Origin of the sequence: Borrelia miyamotoi, assembly GCF_019668505.1 — a bacterium.
GTDB lineage: Bacteria > Spirochaetota > Spirochaetia > Borreliales > Borreliaceae > Borrelia > Borrelia miyamotoi.
The window spans coordinates 169,802-186,764 of the sequence record NZ_AP024371.1 but is presented as its reverse complement, the minus strand read 5'-3'; the positions used below and the strand labels follow the sequence as shown (position 1 = coordinate 186,764).

Below are 16,963 nucleotides of genomic sequence, written 5' to 3'. Positions count from 1 at the left end.
TTTTTGCGACGTCTTACTAAATTTGGGGATTTGAGTATTGTTTTAACGGATAGTTTGTATAAAGTGCACTAAAAGTTAAAAATGAAAATCCCATCTTTAAAAATAGCGCTAAATGAAAATATTTCTATGTTGGCTTCTTGGGATTTATTTAAAGGAATACTAATTGTGAGATTTGTTTCTCTTGATGATATTAAAAAGCAAAATAGTCATATATATTATAGGAGTGTATACTTTGCTAAGGTTGTGTATGAATATAGGGATTCTAATGAGTCTAAGCAAGTAAAATTTACAATAGAGTCAACTCCTTTGGGTGAAAAGCATGTCACTGTTGAGTTTCTAGATTCTTTAGATTATCCTGTTCTTAGTTTGATGATTGCGATTAAGAAGCGTGTTATTGATCTTGATATAAAAGGTGAGCTTCCTTGAGATTATCTTTTGAAACAGAAGATGAAATGATAGACTTTTCTAAGTCTTTTTTTAATCCTTTGCCCATTGGTAAAATATTAGGTCTTTGTGGTAATATGGGGACTGGAAAAACGACCTTTTTAAAAGGTTTAGCTTTCAGGCTTGGCATTTCTTATTTTACAAGTCCAACTTATAATATTGTCAATGTTTATAAGTTTATAGATTTTAAGTTTTATCATATTGATTTATATCGTTTAAATATTTTGGATGAGTTTGAACTTGTTGGTGGAATGGAGATTCTCTTGGATAAAGTGTCTATAATAGCTATTGAATGGCCAGAGATTATTATTGATGTTTTGCCAAAGGACAGGTTAATACTTTTAAAGTTTGAGATAGAAGATACTAATAGGATTTTAGAATTTTAATGATGAATACTCTTGCGATTGAATATTCATATAGAACTTTGTTGATTTATTTTGAAATTAATGATGAGGTCTTATCTATAGTTAAATATAAAGATGAGATTAATTATTCTATTAGTGTTCCAAAATTATTTAATGATTTTGTGTTAGAAAATAGTATTGATCTTAATCAACTTGATTTACTTATTAATTCTTCTGGGCCTGGTTCTTTTACAGGTTTGAGAATTAGTTTAAGCTTTATTAAGGGGCTTTCTTTAGGACTTTCAGTTCCTTTTGTTAATATACCTACTTTTGATGTTTTTGCAAGGTTAGTTCATACAAGAGCAGATAAATTGGTTTTAAGCTTTACAGCGGGTAGATATTTCCTTGGATGTTATCGAGATTTTAGATTATGTGGTGGAATTTTTTGTTTCTCTGAATCAGAGTTATTTGAATATTTAGATAACCTTGATTCAAAGTTTATTATTGTTGGCAATGGTATTGAATTTGTTTGTGAGAAACTTAAAAATAAATTTGAGATTTTCAGCGATTTAGAACCCTTTGGTGCAGTTTTGACAGAGCTTGGTAAGCTTAAGTACTTAGAAAGAGGCAGGCAAGGCGATGATATTTTATCAGGACCTTTTTATGTAAGACTTAGTGATGCAGAGATTAATTCTCATTTACTAAAATAATCAATTAAGCTTTTAATTTTATTCATATGATTTTTTATATTATTCTTATCTTTTAGGATTGATTTTTTATTTTCTTCTTTAATGATATCATAAATTTCAGATCTGAGTATTTTAATGTTTTCAGGAGCCTTTATAGCTATTTTAACGTTGTCTTTTTTTATTTCTAGTATTGAAATTTCAATATTAGAGTCTATCTTTATGCTTTCATTTACTTTTCTTGATAATATTAGCATGTTTATTCCTTAAAGACTCTATATCTAAGATAATGCTCTTCATGTGTAGATATGGCTTGTTTACCGATTAGTTTTTTTTTATTTAATATGATTGGAGCTTTTAAATTTGCCGTTATTTCTTTGTAATTTGTTACATGCATGTTGATTATGCATAGTATGACTTTTTCATCTTCATTTTCTGCTTGAATGTCTAACCAATCTTTTTGCTCTATATTTGGCAAATATCTTTCTAAAAAATTAAAAGGAGATGTTACTAAAAAATTTATTTCTCCACTTATTGATTGCATGATAGAGAAAGGCTTGTGTTCAGAATTTTTTATTATGAATTCTTTGATCTCTTCAAATCCCAATATTCCTTCAGGAAAATTGAATTTTATACTAATTTCGTTTTTCATTTATTTTAGAAAATCTAATAAAGTTGTTTGCATTATTCTTGCAGATACTCCTAAAGATATCTGATAAGCTAGACTTGTCATGTTAAGATCCGTTATTGCTTTTGTTACATCAAGGTCAGTATACTTAACCATATCATCTTTCATATCTATTATTTCTTTACTGATTCTTGCATAATTTAGATCAAGTCTGTTTTCTTTGGCTCCAAGATCGGCTAATGTTGTAAGAATTTTATTTAAACTTTCATCAATTTCTGCTAAGTTCCTACTTCCAATAAGTTCTTCTCTATTTTCCTCTAGATTGTCTCTCAATTCAATCAAGCTATCAAAAATTGTTCTATTTATAACTTCAGCATTATTTGAAATATTATAAGGAGGGGTTTTATTATCATTATTTTGCGTAAGAATTCCTAGATCTTGTAATACTGTTGAACCTTCTTCTGTTATCCATATTTGATGAGGTGTAGTTGTTTTTATAGCTATTGAGTTTAAAATAGGATCAAGAGTGGCTTCAACAGAAGCAGATGATTCATTGATCTTGGAAATAATGTCTGAAGCTGTATCTCCTGCTGTTAATGCTATTTCAATGTTATCAACATAGATTTTTGTATTTTCTTTGACAATAAATCCATTAACATTTTTTGATGATATTATGTGATGATTTTGCAAAAAGAATACTTCGCTTCCAGGATAGTTGGTTGGGTCGTAAATCTTTTTGTATATTTCAGTTGTTTTTTTTCCTTGGTCCCCATTATAGTCTACTTTTATTATTTGAGTTTCTGCTCTATCTCTAGTTATTCTATTTATTCTGTTTTCTCTAGTCGCTTTGAATGCTTCAGCATTAATTTTGGTTCCTGCAAATATGCTATATCCATCTGCTCCTTTTACATTTGCTATTGCAAAGACATCTTCAAGTATCGCATTTATTTCTTTTGCTATGATTTTTTTATCATTGGCTTCATATGTACCGCTTGCTCCTTGGACGGTTATTTCTTTTGCACGAGTTAAAATACTGGCTAGGGATTGTAAATATCCTTCTACATATCTTAATTTGCTTTTGGTACTATTGATGTTTTTAGCATATGTGTTAAGCTTAAATATTTCACTGTCTAATCTTATTGCATGATTGATACCTGTTGGATCGTCTCTGAGATTTGTAATTTTTTTGCCACCTTGGTATAGACTTTCCACAAGTTTTGTTATTTTTGCTTCCTTATCTGTTGAGGATGCTTTGAAATTATCATATGTTAAAGGATGGCTTACTCTGTTTATCATGTATTATACTCCCATTTTATTTATTATTGTATCTATTAATTCTGCTGAAACAGTAATGAATTTACTTGCAGCAATAAATGATTGTTGAAATTCTATCATGCTTGCTAACTCTTCATCTTTATTTACACCAGATATTGATAGCCTTAAATCAGTTAAACTTTTAAGTATTTGTTCTTGACTATTTTTTGTAATTTCTGCTATTTGTCCTTTTATTGCAATATTAGAGGCTGTATTGGCAAAGTAGTCATTTAATGTTTCATTCTTTCCAATCATAATTTGTGAATTTGCAAAAGAGGCAATACTTAATGCTGCTTTGTTATTTCCAATGGGGATGTTATTTGTTGGGGTTCTAATTCCTGATACAATCTTTGATGGATCCTCTTCAATTTCTTTAAATACTTTAAACCATGCTGCTGGGTTTTTTGAAGGGGATATTGTGTAGCTAGATGTGTTTGTTAGTTTGTTAGTGGTATTAACATCTTGGTAATTATAAGCACCTTGAGCACCTGATGTATTTAAAATGCCTGTGTAAGTTGTTAAAAATAATCCAGAATCTTCAATGTGTTTAATTCTAAATATAGCAATATCTTTTTCTTCTTCTTTGATTGCCTTGATTTCAAATTTTCCTTCTGAATTAATTCTTGCAGTAACTTGTGCTTTGGAGTGATTTATTTTACTTATTATATCTTGAACAGTATCTGTTGTTAGATAGGGTATTTCTATGAAATCGTTTTTGTTGATTTCTTGAAATCTTAGTATTCCTGAAAATCCTAGCTTTTCTTCTGGAAAAATTTCATTTGTACTGTTTATTTTGAATATTTGAACAGAATCAAATTGACCATCTCCATTGCTGTCATATCGCCCAAGCTCGTCAGTTAACTTATATTCTTGATCGAAAAAAATTCTTCCATTTTTTTTGTCCAGACCGTATCCTAACATATGGGTTTCATTTATAAGTTCTGTGATGTTAATTGCCATGTTGTTTAGTTCATTAATTTCGTTTTTAATTTCATTATTTCTTACATTTATAAGAGCTCCTAATTTCCCAGTATTAATATTGGCTGGTTCTCCATTATTCCATAAAACATTCCATTTGGTTCTTGTAGGCCCATTGACTGCTTCCAACACAAGTTCATTTGCAAGTATACCTTGGATAAGGTGTTTTCCGTCTACGTGAATTAAAAATTCATTGGGATCTCGTCTATTTTCTATTGAGATGCCAATTAAATTGCTTAGCTTATCAACTAGTAAGTCTCTTTCATCCATTAAGTCATTTGGTTGATCTTTTATTGCAATTGCTTTTGCGATTTGTCTGTTAAGATCGCTGATATTTCTAAGGTAGTTATTTATTTCCTCAGTCGTAATTTTTATTTCATCGTTTGCCATTATGTATATTCGTTCAAGAGAGTGGAATCTGTTTCTTACTATTTCTGCAAAAGATTTTCCGCGTTCTAAGATAATGTTTCTTTCCGCCAATCCTTGAGGCTGTCTTGATAGATCTTGCCAGCTATCCCAAAAATCGTTTAATCTTTTTCTGATAGATTGTTCTTCCGGTTCATTGTATATATTCTCAAGCAGAGAAATAAATTTGTCTTTTGCTTTCCAGTAGCCGAGATATTGAGATTCTTCAGCTATTCTTATGTCAAGCAAATCGTCTCTTACTCGTTCTATGGATTGTATCATTATTCCTTGACCCAGTTGACCGGTTTTGCTTGCTCTGTTTAATTGGGGAGTGTAAATTGGTATTTCAGTTTTCATTATAACTCTTTGTCTTGAATATCCAGGTTTTGACGTATTAGTTAGATTATGTCCAACTGTATTCATAGCGTCTTTGTGTGCAAGCAAGCTTTTCTTGCCAATTTCTATTCCTGAGAATGTTGAATCCATTTTAAACTCCTTAAGTAGTTAAAATCTTTTGTTTATTAAAACGGATGCTTCATTTAAGTTTCCACTTCTTGGCCCGTAAGGATTTTTATAAGTGATATTGTCTACACTTTCTTGAGCATCTTTAAATATTAGATCTAAAACATCAAGAGATGTTTCTGCATAGCTTAATATTAAGTAATTTAAATTTTTAATGTTCAATATTCCTATTCTCAATCGATGAAAATAATGATATATCTCTTTTTTATAAACGGAACATAGTTTTTCTATAGTCATGTGAGTTGATTCAAATTTTCCATGCTCTGTAAACTTTTGCCAAATTTCTTCTCTCTTTTGTTCTATGTCTTTAAACTTGTTAAGGTAGATGCTTGTTTTATTGATTGCTTCTTTAAGCATTAATTCATTCTTGTCATCAAGACATTTTTTTATATTTAGATGTATACTGTATATATTTTCTACTAAAAGAACTTCTTCTTGTAGAATATTTTTAAGTTCTGTTTCTAATTTGATTTTCATCTTTATGGAATAAATTATAAGTGAAATTTATAATATTTACAAATTTAGGTCATTTGTCTTATAAGCAGATATTTAGTTTATTTTATGCTAAAATAAATCATAAAGTAGTTTATTTGTCGTTAGAAATGGTTTTATGGGTAAATTTATGGGAGTTTAGGATTTTTGATATTATAGAACTTTTTGCTCAATATTCATGCTATGCTATAATTTTTTATAGTTTATGAGTAATATTTTTCAAAGAGAAGACGATATTGTTGCACTTGCTACGCCTTTTCTTAGTAGTGCTTTATGTGTGATTCGTAGTAGTGGGGTTTCTTCTATTAGGAAATTTTCTAAAATGTTCTCAGATCCCAAGCGTCTTATTGAGGCCTCTGGTCATACAATTCACTATGGGTTTATAGTAGATAGGGAAACTGGTGATAAATTAGATGAAGTTGTTGTTTGTCTTTATAGAGCTCCCAAAAGTTTTACAGGTCAAGATTCAATAGAGATTATGGCCCATGGATCTCTTATTGGTATAAGGAGAATTATAGATTGTTTTTTAAAAGTGGGATTTAGGATGGCCGAGCCTGGTGAATTTATGCTTCGTTCTTTTTTGGCTGGAAAGGTTGATCTTACTAAAGCAGAAGCAGTTAATGAGTTAATTTCTGCGAAAACCAATAAGACCCATGCTCTTGCTATTAACAAACTTTCGGGATCTTTGTTTTCTAAAATAAATTTGATCAAAAAAGATATGTTAAATTTTCTCTCAGCACTTAGTGTTCATCTTGATTATGAAACTGATGAAGATGAGGTAGCTATTCCTTTTGAGACTATTTCAAAAAATAGAGATGAACTTAAGATACTAATAAATTCTTATGAGATTTCAAAGAAGATGGATCATGGAATTACATTAGTTTTAGCAGGTTCTGTTAATGTTGGTAAATCTTCTCTTTTTAATTTGATGCTAAAAGAAGATAGAGCTATAGTCTCATCTTATGCTGGTACCACACGAGATTATATTCAAGCAAATTTTGAGCTTAATGGTATTCTATTTAACGTTTTTGATACAGCAGGATTTAGGGAGACTAATGATTTTGTTGAGCAGTTGGGCATAGTTAGGAGTAATTCTTTGATCAAAGAAGCATCTTTAGTTCTTTATATGATTGATTTAAGTTCAAAATTAACGAGTGATGATTTAAAATTTATTGATTCTTATAGAGGACATTCTAAAGTACTTTTTGTTCTAAATAAAATTGATTTGGAACAGGATGAGCGGACAGTTGCATTTTTTAATTCACGTAATATAAATTCATCAAATTTAGTAAAGATTAGTACGAAAACTTTATTTGGTATAGATTCTCTTTATGATAAGATGAAGTCATTAGCATGTTTTGATTATGTTGATATTAATGCTTATGATGTTATCGTATCATCAAGTCGTCAGGTAGAACTTTTAAAGAAAACTTATAATTTAATTATTGAGTTATTAAATAAAATAGAACAGCATATAAACTATGATATGTTAGCATTTGATGTTTATGAGATTCTTGATCTTTTAGGTGAGATAACAGGTGAGGTTACGAATGAGGATGTACTTAATAATATGTTTAAAAATTTTTGTTTAGGGAAATAGATAGATATGGATTTTGATGCTATTGTGATTGGAGGAGGACATGCTGGTATAGAGGCATCTCTTGCCCTATCAAGATTAAATTTTAAGACTCTCTTAATTACTCAAAATTTAGATACAATTGGTAAACTTTCTTGCAATCCGGCTATTGGTGGACTTGCTAAGGGAAATATGGTACGCGAAATTGATGCTCTTGGAGGAGAAATGGGCTGCCTTATTGACTTTAGTATGATTCAATTTAGAATTTTAAATAAAAGTCGAGGACCTGCTGTTCAGGCACCTCGTGCACAGGCGGATAAATTGGTATATCAAGTTAAGGCAAAAGAAATATTAGAAAGACAGGATAATCTTGATCTTTTTCAAGATACTGTTTGTGATTTTTTGCTTAATTCTATGAGAAATAAAATCCAAGGTGTTGTTACAGAGAGGGGTAATAAATTTAAATCTCGTGTTGTAGTGCTTACAACGGGGACTTTTCTTAGAGGTAAAATATTTATTGGTGAGTATAGGGCTTGTATGGGTAGAATTTCTGAGCCTGCTGCTTATGGTCTTGAAAGGGTTTTACTTGATCTTGGTTTTGAGATGGGTAGGCTTAAAACAGGTACACCTGCAAGAGTGCACAGGAAAAGTATAAATTTTGCAAAAACAGAGATTCAATTTGGAGATTCTGATATCATTCCTTTTTCCTTTTCAAATACTAAGATGGATAAAGTCCAACTTTCTTGTTATATCACTTATACCAATAAAAAAACCCATGAGATAATTAGTGATAATATGCATCTCTCTCCCCTTTATTCTGGTGAAATTGTTGGAAATGGTCCAAGATATTGTCCTTCAATTGAGGATAAGATAGTAAAATTCAAAGATAAAGATAGACATCAAATATTTATTGAGCCTGAAGGATTAAGTACTGAAGAAATGTATCTTAATGGCTTGAGTTCATCTTTGCCCGAGGATGTTCAAAAAAGATTAATCAATAGCATTGATGGGCTTGAAAATGCAGTTATTACAAGGCCTGGATATGCTGTTGAGTATGATTATATCAATCCCATTGAACTGTATGCAAGCCTTGAGACTAAAAAGGTTGAGGGACTTTTTATTGCAGGGCAAACTAATGGTTCATCAGGGTATGAGGAAGCTGCGGCCCAAGGGTTGATGGCTGGCATTAATGCAGCACTTAAATTACAGGGGAAAGATCCTATGATACTTCCAAGGGCGAGTTCTTATATTGGAGTGCTTATCGATGACCTTGTTACTAAAGGGACTAAGGAACCTTACAGAATGTTTACTTCAAGGGCTGAACATAGGCTTAATTTACGACATGATACTAGTGATAAGAGGTTGATTAAGTGGGGATATGAAGTTGGACTGGTTAGTGAGGAAAAATATTCTAGATATTTTTTCAAGGAGAAAAAAATAGAAGAAATTAAGGAACTTTTGCGTCAGAGGCGTCTTAAGGAAAAGGAAGCTAATACCTTACAATTAAAGAAACATGTTAATAAGGATTTTTATCATATTGTAAAGGATCCCTATGTTAATTTGATTGATCTTGTTAATATAGATTCTAAGTTAAGTGCTTCCACAGTGATTCTTGAACAGGTTGAATTGGATATTAAGTATGAAGGTTACATTAATAGGCAAAGAGATTTGATTAATAAAATGAATAATCTTGAGCTCATTAAATTGCCTCTTGATTTCAATTATGAAATTGATGGTCTGTCTAGAGAAGCAAGGGAAAAATTTGCTAAAATTCAGCCAACCAATCTTGCTCAGGCAAGTAGAATCTCTGGCATTAGAAATACGGATATTCAAGTTTTGCTTATATATTTTTCAAGTCCTAAAAGTAAGCTAGTACCTAATTTAATGATGTTATGATGAATTATTTTAACTTTCTTAAAAAGTTTTTAGGTGGTGGGACCTTTTACTTACATAAAGCATTTGTAAGTTGATATAAAGAGAAAATAAAAATGGATTTATTACAGTCAGAGTTTATTAGAAATATAAGAAAATATGCAAATATTTTAAAGTATGGAGATTTGATTATGGCTTGTATTAGATGATATTGAAATCTTTTTTGACAAATTAGAAATCATATCATAGGTAATGAATAGCGCTAAGGAGAGGAATTTTATTATTTATTAGGTAGTGATTTTATTTTTGTGTTTTATTGTTTATATTTTATTTTTAATAAAAAAAATTTTAGTACTGTGGGAGTGGTATGAAAAGTGGTTTTCAAATAGATTCTGAAGTAGAGAATGCATTAAGTTTAATCAATAAGTTTAGAAGAGAAGTTTCGAGTAGGATTCTTGGTCAAAGAGAAATGATTGATGCTATTTTGATGGGAATTTTAACTGAAGGGCATGTCTTGCTTGAAGGTGTACCGGGACTTGCAAAAACATTGACGATTCAGACAGTTTCAGATGTTCTTGATCTTGGGTTTAAAAGAGTGCAATTTACTCCAGACCTTTTGCCTTCTGATCTTACGGGTAACATGGTATATAAGAGTACGACAGGAACTTTCAAAGTTAGAAAGGGACCTGTATTTTCAAATATTATTTTGGCAGATGAAATTAATAGAGCTCCTGCAAAGGTTCAGTCAGCACTTCTTGAGGCAATGGGTGAACGTCAAGTAACCCTTGGTGATGAGACTCATAAGCTACCAGAGCCATTTTTTGTTCTTGCAACACAAAATCCAATTGAACAAGAGGGGACTTATAATTTGCCAGAAGCTCAACTTGATAGATTTTTATTAAAGGTGAATGTGAAATACCCTTCTATTCAAGATGAAATCAAGCTTCTTAAGATATTTTCAGTTGATGGTGGGCTTGAGAATATTAAAGTTGCAAAGGTAATGAATACTTATTCTTTAACAGATCTTAAGCGTGTAGTAGGGAAGGTTAAAGTGGATGATAAAATAATGCTTTACATTGTTACTTTAATAGCGGCTTCTCGTGAAAGTGACAAAAAAACTTATCCATTTACTAAATATATTGAGTTTGGGGCGTCTCCTCGGGCATCACTTAGTTTGCTTAAATGTGCTCGTGTTAATGCTCTTTATGAGGGTCGGTTGTTTGTTCTTCCTGAAGATGTTAAGGCTGTAGCTTACAATGTGTTGAGGCATAGAATTATTCCATCTTATGAGGCAGAGGTTGAGGAAATGAATACTGACGATATTATTAAGATACTTCTCTCAGCTGTGGCACTTCCTTAGAGGTTGCATTTAATATGCGATATAGTAATGAATCAAATGCTACTAGCACTAAAACTAAAATTAAAGCTTTAAAATTTTTCTCAAGAAAAATGCTCTTAGATCTTAATTTTGGGGGATATCGTTCTATTTTTAAGGGTCTTGGTCTTGAATTTTATGAGTTTAGACCATATGAGGAGACAGATGATGCTAGATTGATTGATTGGAACGTTAGCTCAAAGACAGATAGTATATTTTCAAAGGTTTTTAGAGAAGATAAGGGGATGAATCTTCATCTGCTTGTTGATAATTCTCTTTCAATGACTCTGGGAAGCTTGACTAATAAAAAAGAAATTCAGGATTTATTAGTTTCTATTTTTGCTCATATGGCATTTTTTAATAATGATAAGATAGGGATAACTTTTTTTTCAAGTGAAACAGATAAGTTTATTTCATCTAGGAAAGGACATTCACATTTAGGATTAATTTTAAATGAGACAATAAATAGAAAGCTTAAAAGAGGAAGTAATTTAACTTATGTCTTTAAAAATACAGCTGAATATTATAAAAAAAGGTCCTTGATTGTCATTATTTCAGATTTTAAAGCCAGTGATTATTTTAAATCTTTGACTGTTCTTAGTAAACGTCATAATATTATTGCAATAAGGCTTACAGATTTTCTTGATGAGAATCTTCCTCAATATGGGTTTTTAACTTATGAAGATATTGAAACCCGTGAGAATTTTTTAATTTCAGGATTTAGTAAAGCTATATTAAATAGTTATAAAAATTATTGGACACTAGATAAAATAAAATGGAGGAAAGAATGCATAAAAAGAGGTATTAATTTTATAGAAATTAGTACAAAAGATGATGTTTTTAGAAAATTGAAAGCTCTTTTAAAAAAGGAGAATAGTATTTGAGAAATACAATTTTTCTTTTTGCATTTTTTTTGTCTTTTGATTTATTTTCTTATGAGCTAAGAAATGAAATATTTATACCAACTCGTTATTATGTGGGAGATACTGTTGAGCTTAAATTTTCGTTAATTCTTAGTGAAGATGAAATATTTATTCCTATTGAGTTTGAGAAAATCAAAAATGAGTTTGTTGAGATTAAGTCACTTGTTTACAGACCTGAGAGTGGGGAATTAATAATATGTTTTGTTTCATTTTATGTTGGAAGTAATACTCTTCCACGTATTTATGCTGGAAATGTTGTCAATGGTAACAAATTTTTTAAAATAATTCTTAATAATATAAAAATAAATACTAGTAAGTTAGTTTCTGATAATGATTCTCTTAAAATTCAGGATATAGAAGGAGTGCTTTTCCTTCCAGGCACTAATACTTATCTTATTATTTTTCTTTTAGCTCTTGTATTAGTGCCTTATTTATTTATTAATTTTTTAAAGTTTGTAAAGCAGTTATTAGTGTTTTTAGTAATGAGGCATAGGTTGAGAAAACCTTATAAAGTTTTTCAGAAGCAGTTAGTTGTTTTATCTAATTATGTTAAAAATAATGAAGAACAAGCTGTTGTTTATAATTTATTAAATTCTTCTTTAAGGGTTTATTTATCTAAAAAAACAGGTTTTAATTTTAATGCAATTACTACTACAGAAATTTCTGAAATTTTGCAAAGTATTAATGTTCCTTATGAAATTTGTTCAATTTTTGTTAATGTTTTTAGGCTTTCTGATTTTAGCAAATTTAGTGGAATTAATTTGTCTGGTGGGAATCTATCGCTTATTTTAGAAGATCTAAAGAAAGCGGCTTTTAGTTTTGATGAATTTATTAGAGGTGATAATGTTAACATTTAATGAGCCTTTTTATTTATTTTTACTTTTGATTCTTCCATTAATAATTTATTTTAGTCATTTTTTTAATCGTAGGGGAGGGAAAGTTAAATTTCCAGTATCTATTTATGGAAATTTTGGTTCTATAAAATTGAGGGATTATAGTTTGAATTTTTTGTATTTTATAACCTATACTTTCTTTTATTTATCAATAATAGTTATGATCTTAACCTTAGCAGGTCCTTCTATTTCGAAAAAAAAATTAACCTATCTTAGCAGTGGAGCTGATATTGTTATTGTGTTAGATATATCTCCTAGCATGGGAGCTATTGAATTTTCATCTAAAAATAGACTTGAATTTGCTAAGGAATTGATTAAATATTTTGCTTATCAAAGAGAGAATGATAATATTGGTTTAGTAGCTTTTGCAAAAGAAGCTTCGTTAATAGTTCCACTGACAGTTGATAGAGATTTTTTTTCTAAGAAGCTGGATAATATTTATATTATGGATCTTGGAAATGGTTCTGCTTTGGGGCTTGGAATTTCCATTGCTCTTTCTCATTTGAAACATTCTGAAGCACCTAAAAAGTCAGTGATTGTTTTGACGGATGGTGTAGTTAATTCAGATGAAGTTTATAAGGATCAGGTAATAAATCTTGCTCAAGGATTAAATGTTAAAATTTATTCTATTGGAATTGGTAGCAGTGAACAGCTTAGTGTTAAATTTAAATTGCGATCTGGTAGGTTTTATCAAGGGACTTTAAAAGAGGTTTATGATTCTAGTATGCTTTTTGAGATTTCAAGTAAGACAGGGGGGCTTTTTTATTCTGTGGGTGATGATTTTTCATTTAAACTTGCAATTCAGGATTTTTCGAAGAAAGAAAATATAGAGAGAAAGGTTAGAATTACTGTTGATAATGATGATGTTCATAATGAATTTCTATTAGCCATATTTTGTTTGTTGATCCTTTATTTTATTTTTTCTAAGGTCTTTTTGAAAGAGGTATTATGAGTGTAGGCAATTATTATGCTTTTTACTTGTTTATTGTTTTATTTTTAGTTCTTATTGTGTACACTCATAACTTTAGAAAAGTTATTCCATTTTTTAAGACTTTAAGTTTCATGTATGTTAATAATGCTTATATTAAAAATTATTATATAAAAAAAATTTTTATGATATTTTTTTTTACATTAAGTCTGGGTTCTTTGATTATTGCTATCTTAGATATTTCTTGGGGACAAAAAGCCACTGAAGATAAGAGATCAAATATAAGGATATCTTTTGTATTTGATATTTCTCGTAGTATGTTAACCTTTGATGAGGGAAAATCGGTTAACAGACTTGAGAGCGCTAAAAATTTTGTTAGTTTAATTTTAAATAATTTTGAGAATCCTGAGTATTCGCTTACTATTTTTAAAGGGAAATCCTTGCTAGTATTGCCGTTTTCTAAGGGTAAAGCTAGTTTGAATAAGGTATTAAATTATATTGAGCCTGATCTAATAAGTTCTCCTGGTAGCTTTTTAGGTGAAGGAGTGTTTAGTGCCTTGCAGGGCATAAAAGATGATTCTTATTATAATTTTTTAATAATTTTAACGGATGGAGATGATTGGGGTGATAATAATTATTATAGATTTTCTAAGTTGGTTGATTTGCGTAATATTACTAGCTTTGTAGTTGGGATTGGTAGTGATACACCATCTCCTTTGGTTTATGATAATTTGATTGTTAAAGATAAAAACGGCAATGCAGTGAAAGCAATGCTTGATGAGGATAATTTGAATCTTCTTGCAGCTTCTCTTAAGGGTTCTTATTATAATTTATATTTGAAAGGTACAAGTTATGTTATTGATGATATAAGGAATGATATAATGAAAAAAGTTTCAAGTGATATTTTACTTGTTGGTATTTTGAGATACAAGATTTTTTTGGTGATCTCTTTTTTATTTATCTTATTGTATGTATTTGTTAAGGTCATTAGATGGGACGAGACTTTTTAGTTGTTTTGTTAAGTGGTGTTATTTTTGTGCCTTTTTTGTCTTGTTCTAGTATTAAAGCTATGTCTTTTATGGCTATTGGCAATTATAAATATATTAGAGGCGACTATCAAGGTGCAATTTCCATTTATTATAGTCTTGCGGATGATAAACAAAGTTTTGCTTGGAGTTATTATAATCTTGGGATTGTATATTATTCTTTAGGAGAGTATGAAAGTTCTCTTCGTATGTTTTCATATGCGAAAAGAGATAGTGATTTTTTTTTGAATTTTAATATAAATTACAATGAAGGAGTCATATACTATAATCAAGGGCTTTATCGAAAAGCTGAGATAGCATTTAAGGAAGCTTTAAGAATTAATCCTTCAAGTTATAATGCTAAATATAATCTTGAACTTGCAATAATTAAGAAAAGGACCATTCCAGATAATTTAGAGAATTTAAATATTAAAAGAAATCAGGGTTTTATTGAGAACAATGAAAATTTTTTAAGATATGTTGAGAATCTTGAGAGGGTTTTATGGGTAATGAGGGCAAAAGAACAAGCTTTATCTTTAAAAGAAGATTGGTAATATTTTTAGTTTTATTTTTTATAAATTTCAAAATTTTCTCTTTGTCTGGTAACGATTATTTATTATCAACTAAAGTGCTTAAAGGGTCTAAGGTTATTCATGTTATTAGATTAGATCTGTCTCAAGATATTGATGAAGATTTATTCAAATTTGAGATAAATAAAGATATAAATGATAATGCTAAGGTTGCTTTGATATCTAAGGCACTAGATGGAAATAATTTTGTTACAGAAATAAAGGTTGAATATTATTTTGATAAACTGGGATTTGTTAAGATTCCTTCATTAAAAATAATTTATCTTGATGAAGTTTATTTAAGTTCAGAATTTGAGGTGGTTGTTTTAAAAGAAGATGAGATGCAGTCTTTTGGTTTACCAGTTAGATTATATTGGGATTTTGATAAAGAAGGAATTTATGAGTATCAGAGCGTTGGACTTGTTTTGCGTTCTAGTTGGCTTGTAAATAGCGATTTGAAATTTCCGAACAGTTCTTTTAATGCTGTTAAAGATGCAATGATTGATCGAACTCCTATGTTTGAAAACATTAAGTATAGGACTTTTAATAGTAAAGAAATCTTGGATTTACCCCTGTATAATTTCATCTTGACTCCCCTTAGAGGTTCAAAAGGTGTTATTATTCCTAGTATTTCTTTTAACATAGGTGAAAATATTTTTCGTATGAGTCCCGAGCTTTCTTTAAAAATTAAACCAATACCCGATGAGGTGAAGTCTTTAGCTGTTGGAACTTTTAAAATTGACTATGAATTTCCTAGTTCAACTTTAGTTAATCAAGATACTTTTAATATTGTGGTGAAAATTACGGGGCAAGGTAATCTGCCGCATATTAGGTTTCCAGAAGTTGAAACTTATAATTCTAAAATTATTTATAAGAAAAAAAATTATAATTTTGAGCCTTCAAAAGATGGATATAAGGGCAGTATCTCTAAAATATATACTGTTAAGCCAGATAATAGGGGCAATTTATTCTTAAATATTCATGATTTTACTTATTTAGATCCTGATGATGGAAAAATTTATAAACTTAGTGGGAAGCGACTTAAATATGAGTATTATGGAGAATTTCAAAAGAGCACTGATTCTGGTAAAGATTTATTTTCAGATTTTAGTTTGCTTTCATATCATGATATTTTAAATCATAAGAATAAAACTTTTTTATTTTTTGTACCTATTTATTATTTGATTTTAATACCAGGAATTTTATGCTCTTTAGCTATTTGCATTAAGTATAAGAAGTTTTTTATTGCATCTGGTTTTGGATTAGTTATTTTAATATTAACCTTTGCTGTTAGTCTTAATGCTATAAACGATGGTTCTTTGTCAGAAAATAACATAAATGATTTAATAGAGGATTATAATTTAAAAAATTATGATATTGCTCTGAATAAAATTGATAGTATTCTTAGAAAGAATCCAAGTTACTCAGGATTGTGGCTAAATAGAGCTATCATTTTGAGTAAGATGGATAGATATTTTGATGCAATTTATTCGGCTTATAAAGCATTTTTTACTTCGCCAAGTAATGATACCTTTTACAAAGTAATTGATTTTATTGAAGCTAAGAATGGAATTAATGAGAATATTCAGAATAATAGTTTTGTTTTTTCCAATATTTTCTTTATTATTACTTTAATTTTGATAAATATTTTGGTAGTGATTATTTCTTATAAATTTTATGCAAAGAACTTAAAGAAAATCATTTTATTTTTGCTTATATCTGCGATGTGTTTTACTTCATTTCAAACATATTACTTTTATGTTGCGCAACAATCTGAAATTGGAATTATTAGAGGTGATCTAGTTTCTCTTTATAAAGTTCCTGACAATTTTTCAAGAAGCTGGAGGTTTTTGAAAGGAAATATAAGTGTTTATGTACTTAATAAAAAAGATGACTTTGTTCTTATTCAAACAAGTCATGGACTTCAGGGATGGGTTCATAAAAACTTTATTGCATCCGTTAAAGATAATTTAATATAAAGTAGAGTGA

At 29.5% G+C, this 16,963-nt stretch carries 17 protein-coding genes; 12 read left to right on the top strand and 5 right to left on the bottom strand.

From position 1 onward, the window contains the following. Positions 1-126: 126 nt before the first annotated feature. The 3 genes from K5Q05_RS00885 to tsaB are packed head-to-tail and all read left to right on the top strand — an operon-like array spanning position 127 to position 1,498. A complete protein-coding gene (locus K5Q05_RS00885; RefSeq protein ID WP_420043031.1) occupies positions 127-426 on the top strand; it encodes a hypothetical protein in 300 nt (99 codons plus the stop codon). Then, a complete protein-coding gene (tsaE, locus tag K5Q05_RS00880; protein ID WP_025443937.1) occupies positions 423-830 on the top strand; it encodes a tRNA (adenosine(37)-N6)-threonylcarbamoyltransferase complex ATPase subunit type 1 TsaE in 408 nt (135 codons plus the stop codon). Before K5Q05_RS00885 ends, tsaE begins: the two co-directional genes overlap by 4 nt. After that, positions 830-1,498 (top strand): tRNA (adenosine(37)-N6)-threonylcarbamoyltransferase complex dimerization subunit type 1 TsaB, encoded by a 669-nt coding sequence (gene tsaB, locus K5Q05_RS00875; RefSeq protein WP_025443938.1) that lies wholly within the window; start codon positions 830-832, stop codon positions 1,496-1,498. The genes tsaE and tsaB overlap by 1 nt, the downstream gene beginning before the upstream one ends. On the opposite strand, the gene csrA is transcribed toward tsaB, so the two are convergent. The 5 genes from csrA to K5Q05_RS00850 are packed head-to-tail and all read right to left on the bottom strand — an operon-like array spanning position 1,483 to position 5,798. After that, on the bottom strand, positions 1,483-1,731 hold the full coding sequence (csrA, locus tag K5Q05_RS00870; RefSeq protein ID WP_020954573.1) for a carbon storage regulator CsrA: 249 nt from the start codon (positions 1,729-1,731) through the stop codon (positions 1,483-1,485). The two genes, tsaB and csrA, sit on opposite strands and share 16 nt — an antisense overlap. A gap of 2 nt (positions 1,732-1,733) precedes the next feature. Next, entirely contained in the window at positions 1,734-2,126 is a 393-nt protein-coding gene (gene fliW / locus K5Q05_RS00865) for a flagellar assembly protein FliW (protein WP_099497107.1), read from the bottom strand. Continuing rightward, complete coding sequence (locus K5Q05_RS00860; RefSeq protein ID WP_025443939.1) at positions 2,127-3,398, bottom strand: flagellar hook-associated protein 3; 1,272 nt, start codon at positions 3,396-3,398, stop codon at positions 2,127-2,129. Between the two features lie 3 nt (positions 3,399-3,401). Next, positions 3,402-5,285: a flagellar hook-associated protein FlgK gene (gene flgK / locus K5Q05_RS00855; protein WP_025443940.1), complete on the bottom strand. Its 1,884-nt coding sequence runs from the start codon at positions 5,283-5,285 to the stop codon at positions 3,402-3,404. Positions 5,286-5,303: 18 nt separating this feature from the next. Further along, positions 5,304-5,798, bottom strand: coding sequence for a hypothetical protein (locus tag K5Q05_RS00850; protein ID WP_025443941.1), 495 nt, complete (start codon positions 5,796-5,798; stop codon positions 5,304-5,306). Between the two features lie 220 nt (positions 5,799-6,018). On the opposite strand from K5Q05_RS00850, the gene mnmE reads away from it, so the two are divergent. The 9 genes from mnmE (at position 6,019) to K5Q05_RS00805 (ending at position 16,953) form a co-directional block, all read left to right on the top strand. After that, positions 6,019-7,413: a tRNA uridine-5-carboxymethylaminomethyl(34) synthesis GTPase MnmE gene (mnmE, locus tag K5Q05_RS00845; RefSeq protein WP_025443943.1), complete on the top strand. Its 1,395-nt coding sequence runs from the start codon at positions 6,019-6,021 to the stop codon at positions 7,411-7,413. 6 nt (positions 7,414-7,419) lie between these two features. Next, positions 7,420-9,285, top strand: coding sequence for a tRNA uridine-5-carboxymethylaminomethyl(34) synthesis enzyme MnmG (gene mnmG / locus K5Q05_RS00840; protein WP_025443944.1), 1,866 nt, complete (start codon positions 7,420-7,422; stop codon positions 9,283-9,285). Positions 9,286-9,628: 343 nt separating this feature from the next. Then, a complete protein-coding gene (locus tag K5Q05_RS00835) occupies positions 9,629-10,621 on the top strand; it encodes an AAA family ATPase (protein WP_025443945.1) in 993 nt (330 codons plus the stop codon). A 14-nt stretch (positions 10,622-10,635) separates the two neighbouring features. Beyond that, positions 10,636-11,520 (top strand): DUF58 domain-containing protein, encoded by an 885-nt coding sequence (locus tag K5Q05_RS00830; RefSeq protein WP_025443946.1) that lies wholly within the window; start codon positions 10,636-10,638, stop codon positions 11,518-11,520. Beyond that, positions 11,517-12,416, top strand: coding sequence for a hypothetical protein (locus K5Q05_RS00825; RefSeq protein WP_025443947.1), 900 nt, complete (start codon positions 11,517-11,519; stop codon positions 12,414-12,416). Before K5Q05_RS00830 ends, K5Q05_RS00825 begins: the two co-directional genes overlap by 4 nt. Next, positions 12,403-13,404 (top strand): vWA domain-containing protein, encoded by a 1,002-nt coding sequence (locus K5Q05_RS00820; RefSeq protein WP_025443948.1) that lies wholly within the window; start codon positions 12,403-12,405, stop codon positions 13,402-13,404. Before K5Q05_RS00825 ends, K5Q05_RS00820 begins: the two co-directional genes overlap by 14 nt. After that, positions 13,401-14,390, top strand: coding sequence for a vWA domain-containing protein (locus K5Q05_RS00815; protein ID WP_025443949.1), 990 nt, complete (start codon positions 13,401-13,403; stop codon positions 14,388-14,390). The genes K5Q05_RS00820 and K5Q05_RS00815 overlap by 4 nt, the downstream gene beginning before the upstream one ends. Further along, the gene (locus K5Q05_RS00810) at positions 14,372-14,959 is read left to right on the top strand and encodes a tetratricopeptide repeat protein (protein WP_025443950.1); all 588 of its coding nucleotides are present in this window, start codon (positions 14,372-14,374) and stop codon (positions 14,957-14,959) included. Before K5Q05_RS00815 ends, K5Q05_RS00810 begins: the two co-directional genes overlap by 19 nt. Further along, a complete protein-coding gene (locus tag K5Q05_RS00805; protein WP_084821512.1) occupies positions 14,908-16,953 on the top strand; it encodes an SH3 domain-containing protein in 2,046 nt (681 codons plus the stop codon). Before K5Q05_RS00810 ends, K5Q05_RS00805 begins: the two co-directional genes overlap by 52 nt. The last annotated feature ends 10 nt before the right edge of the window (positions 16,954-16,963 follow it).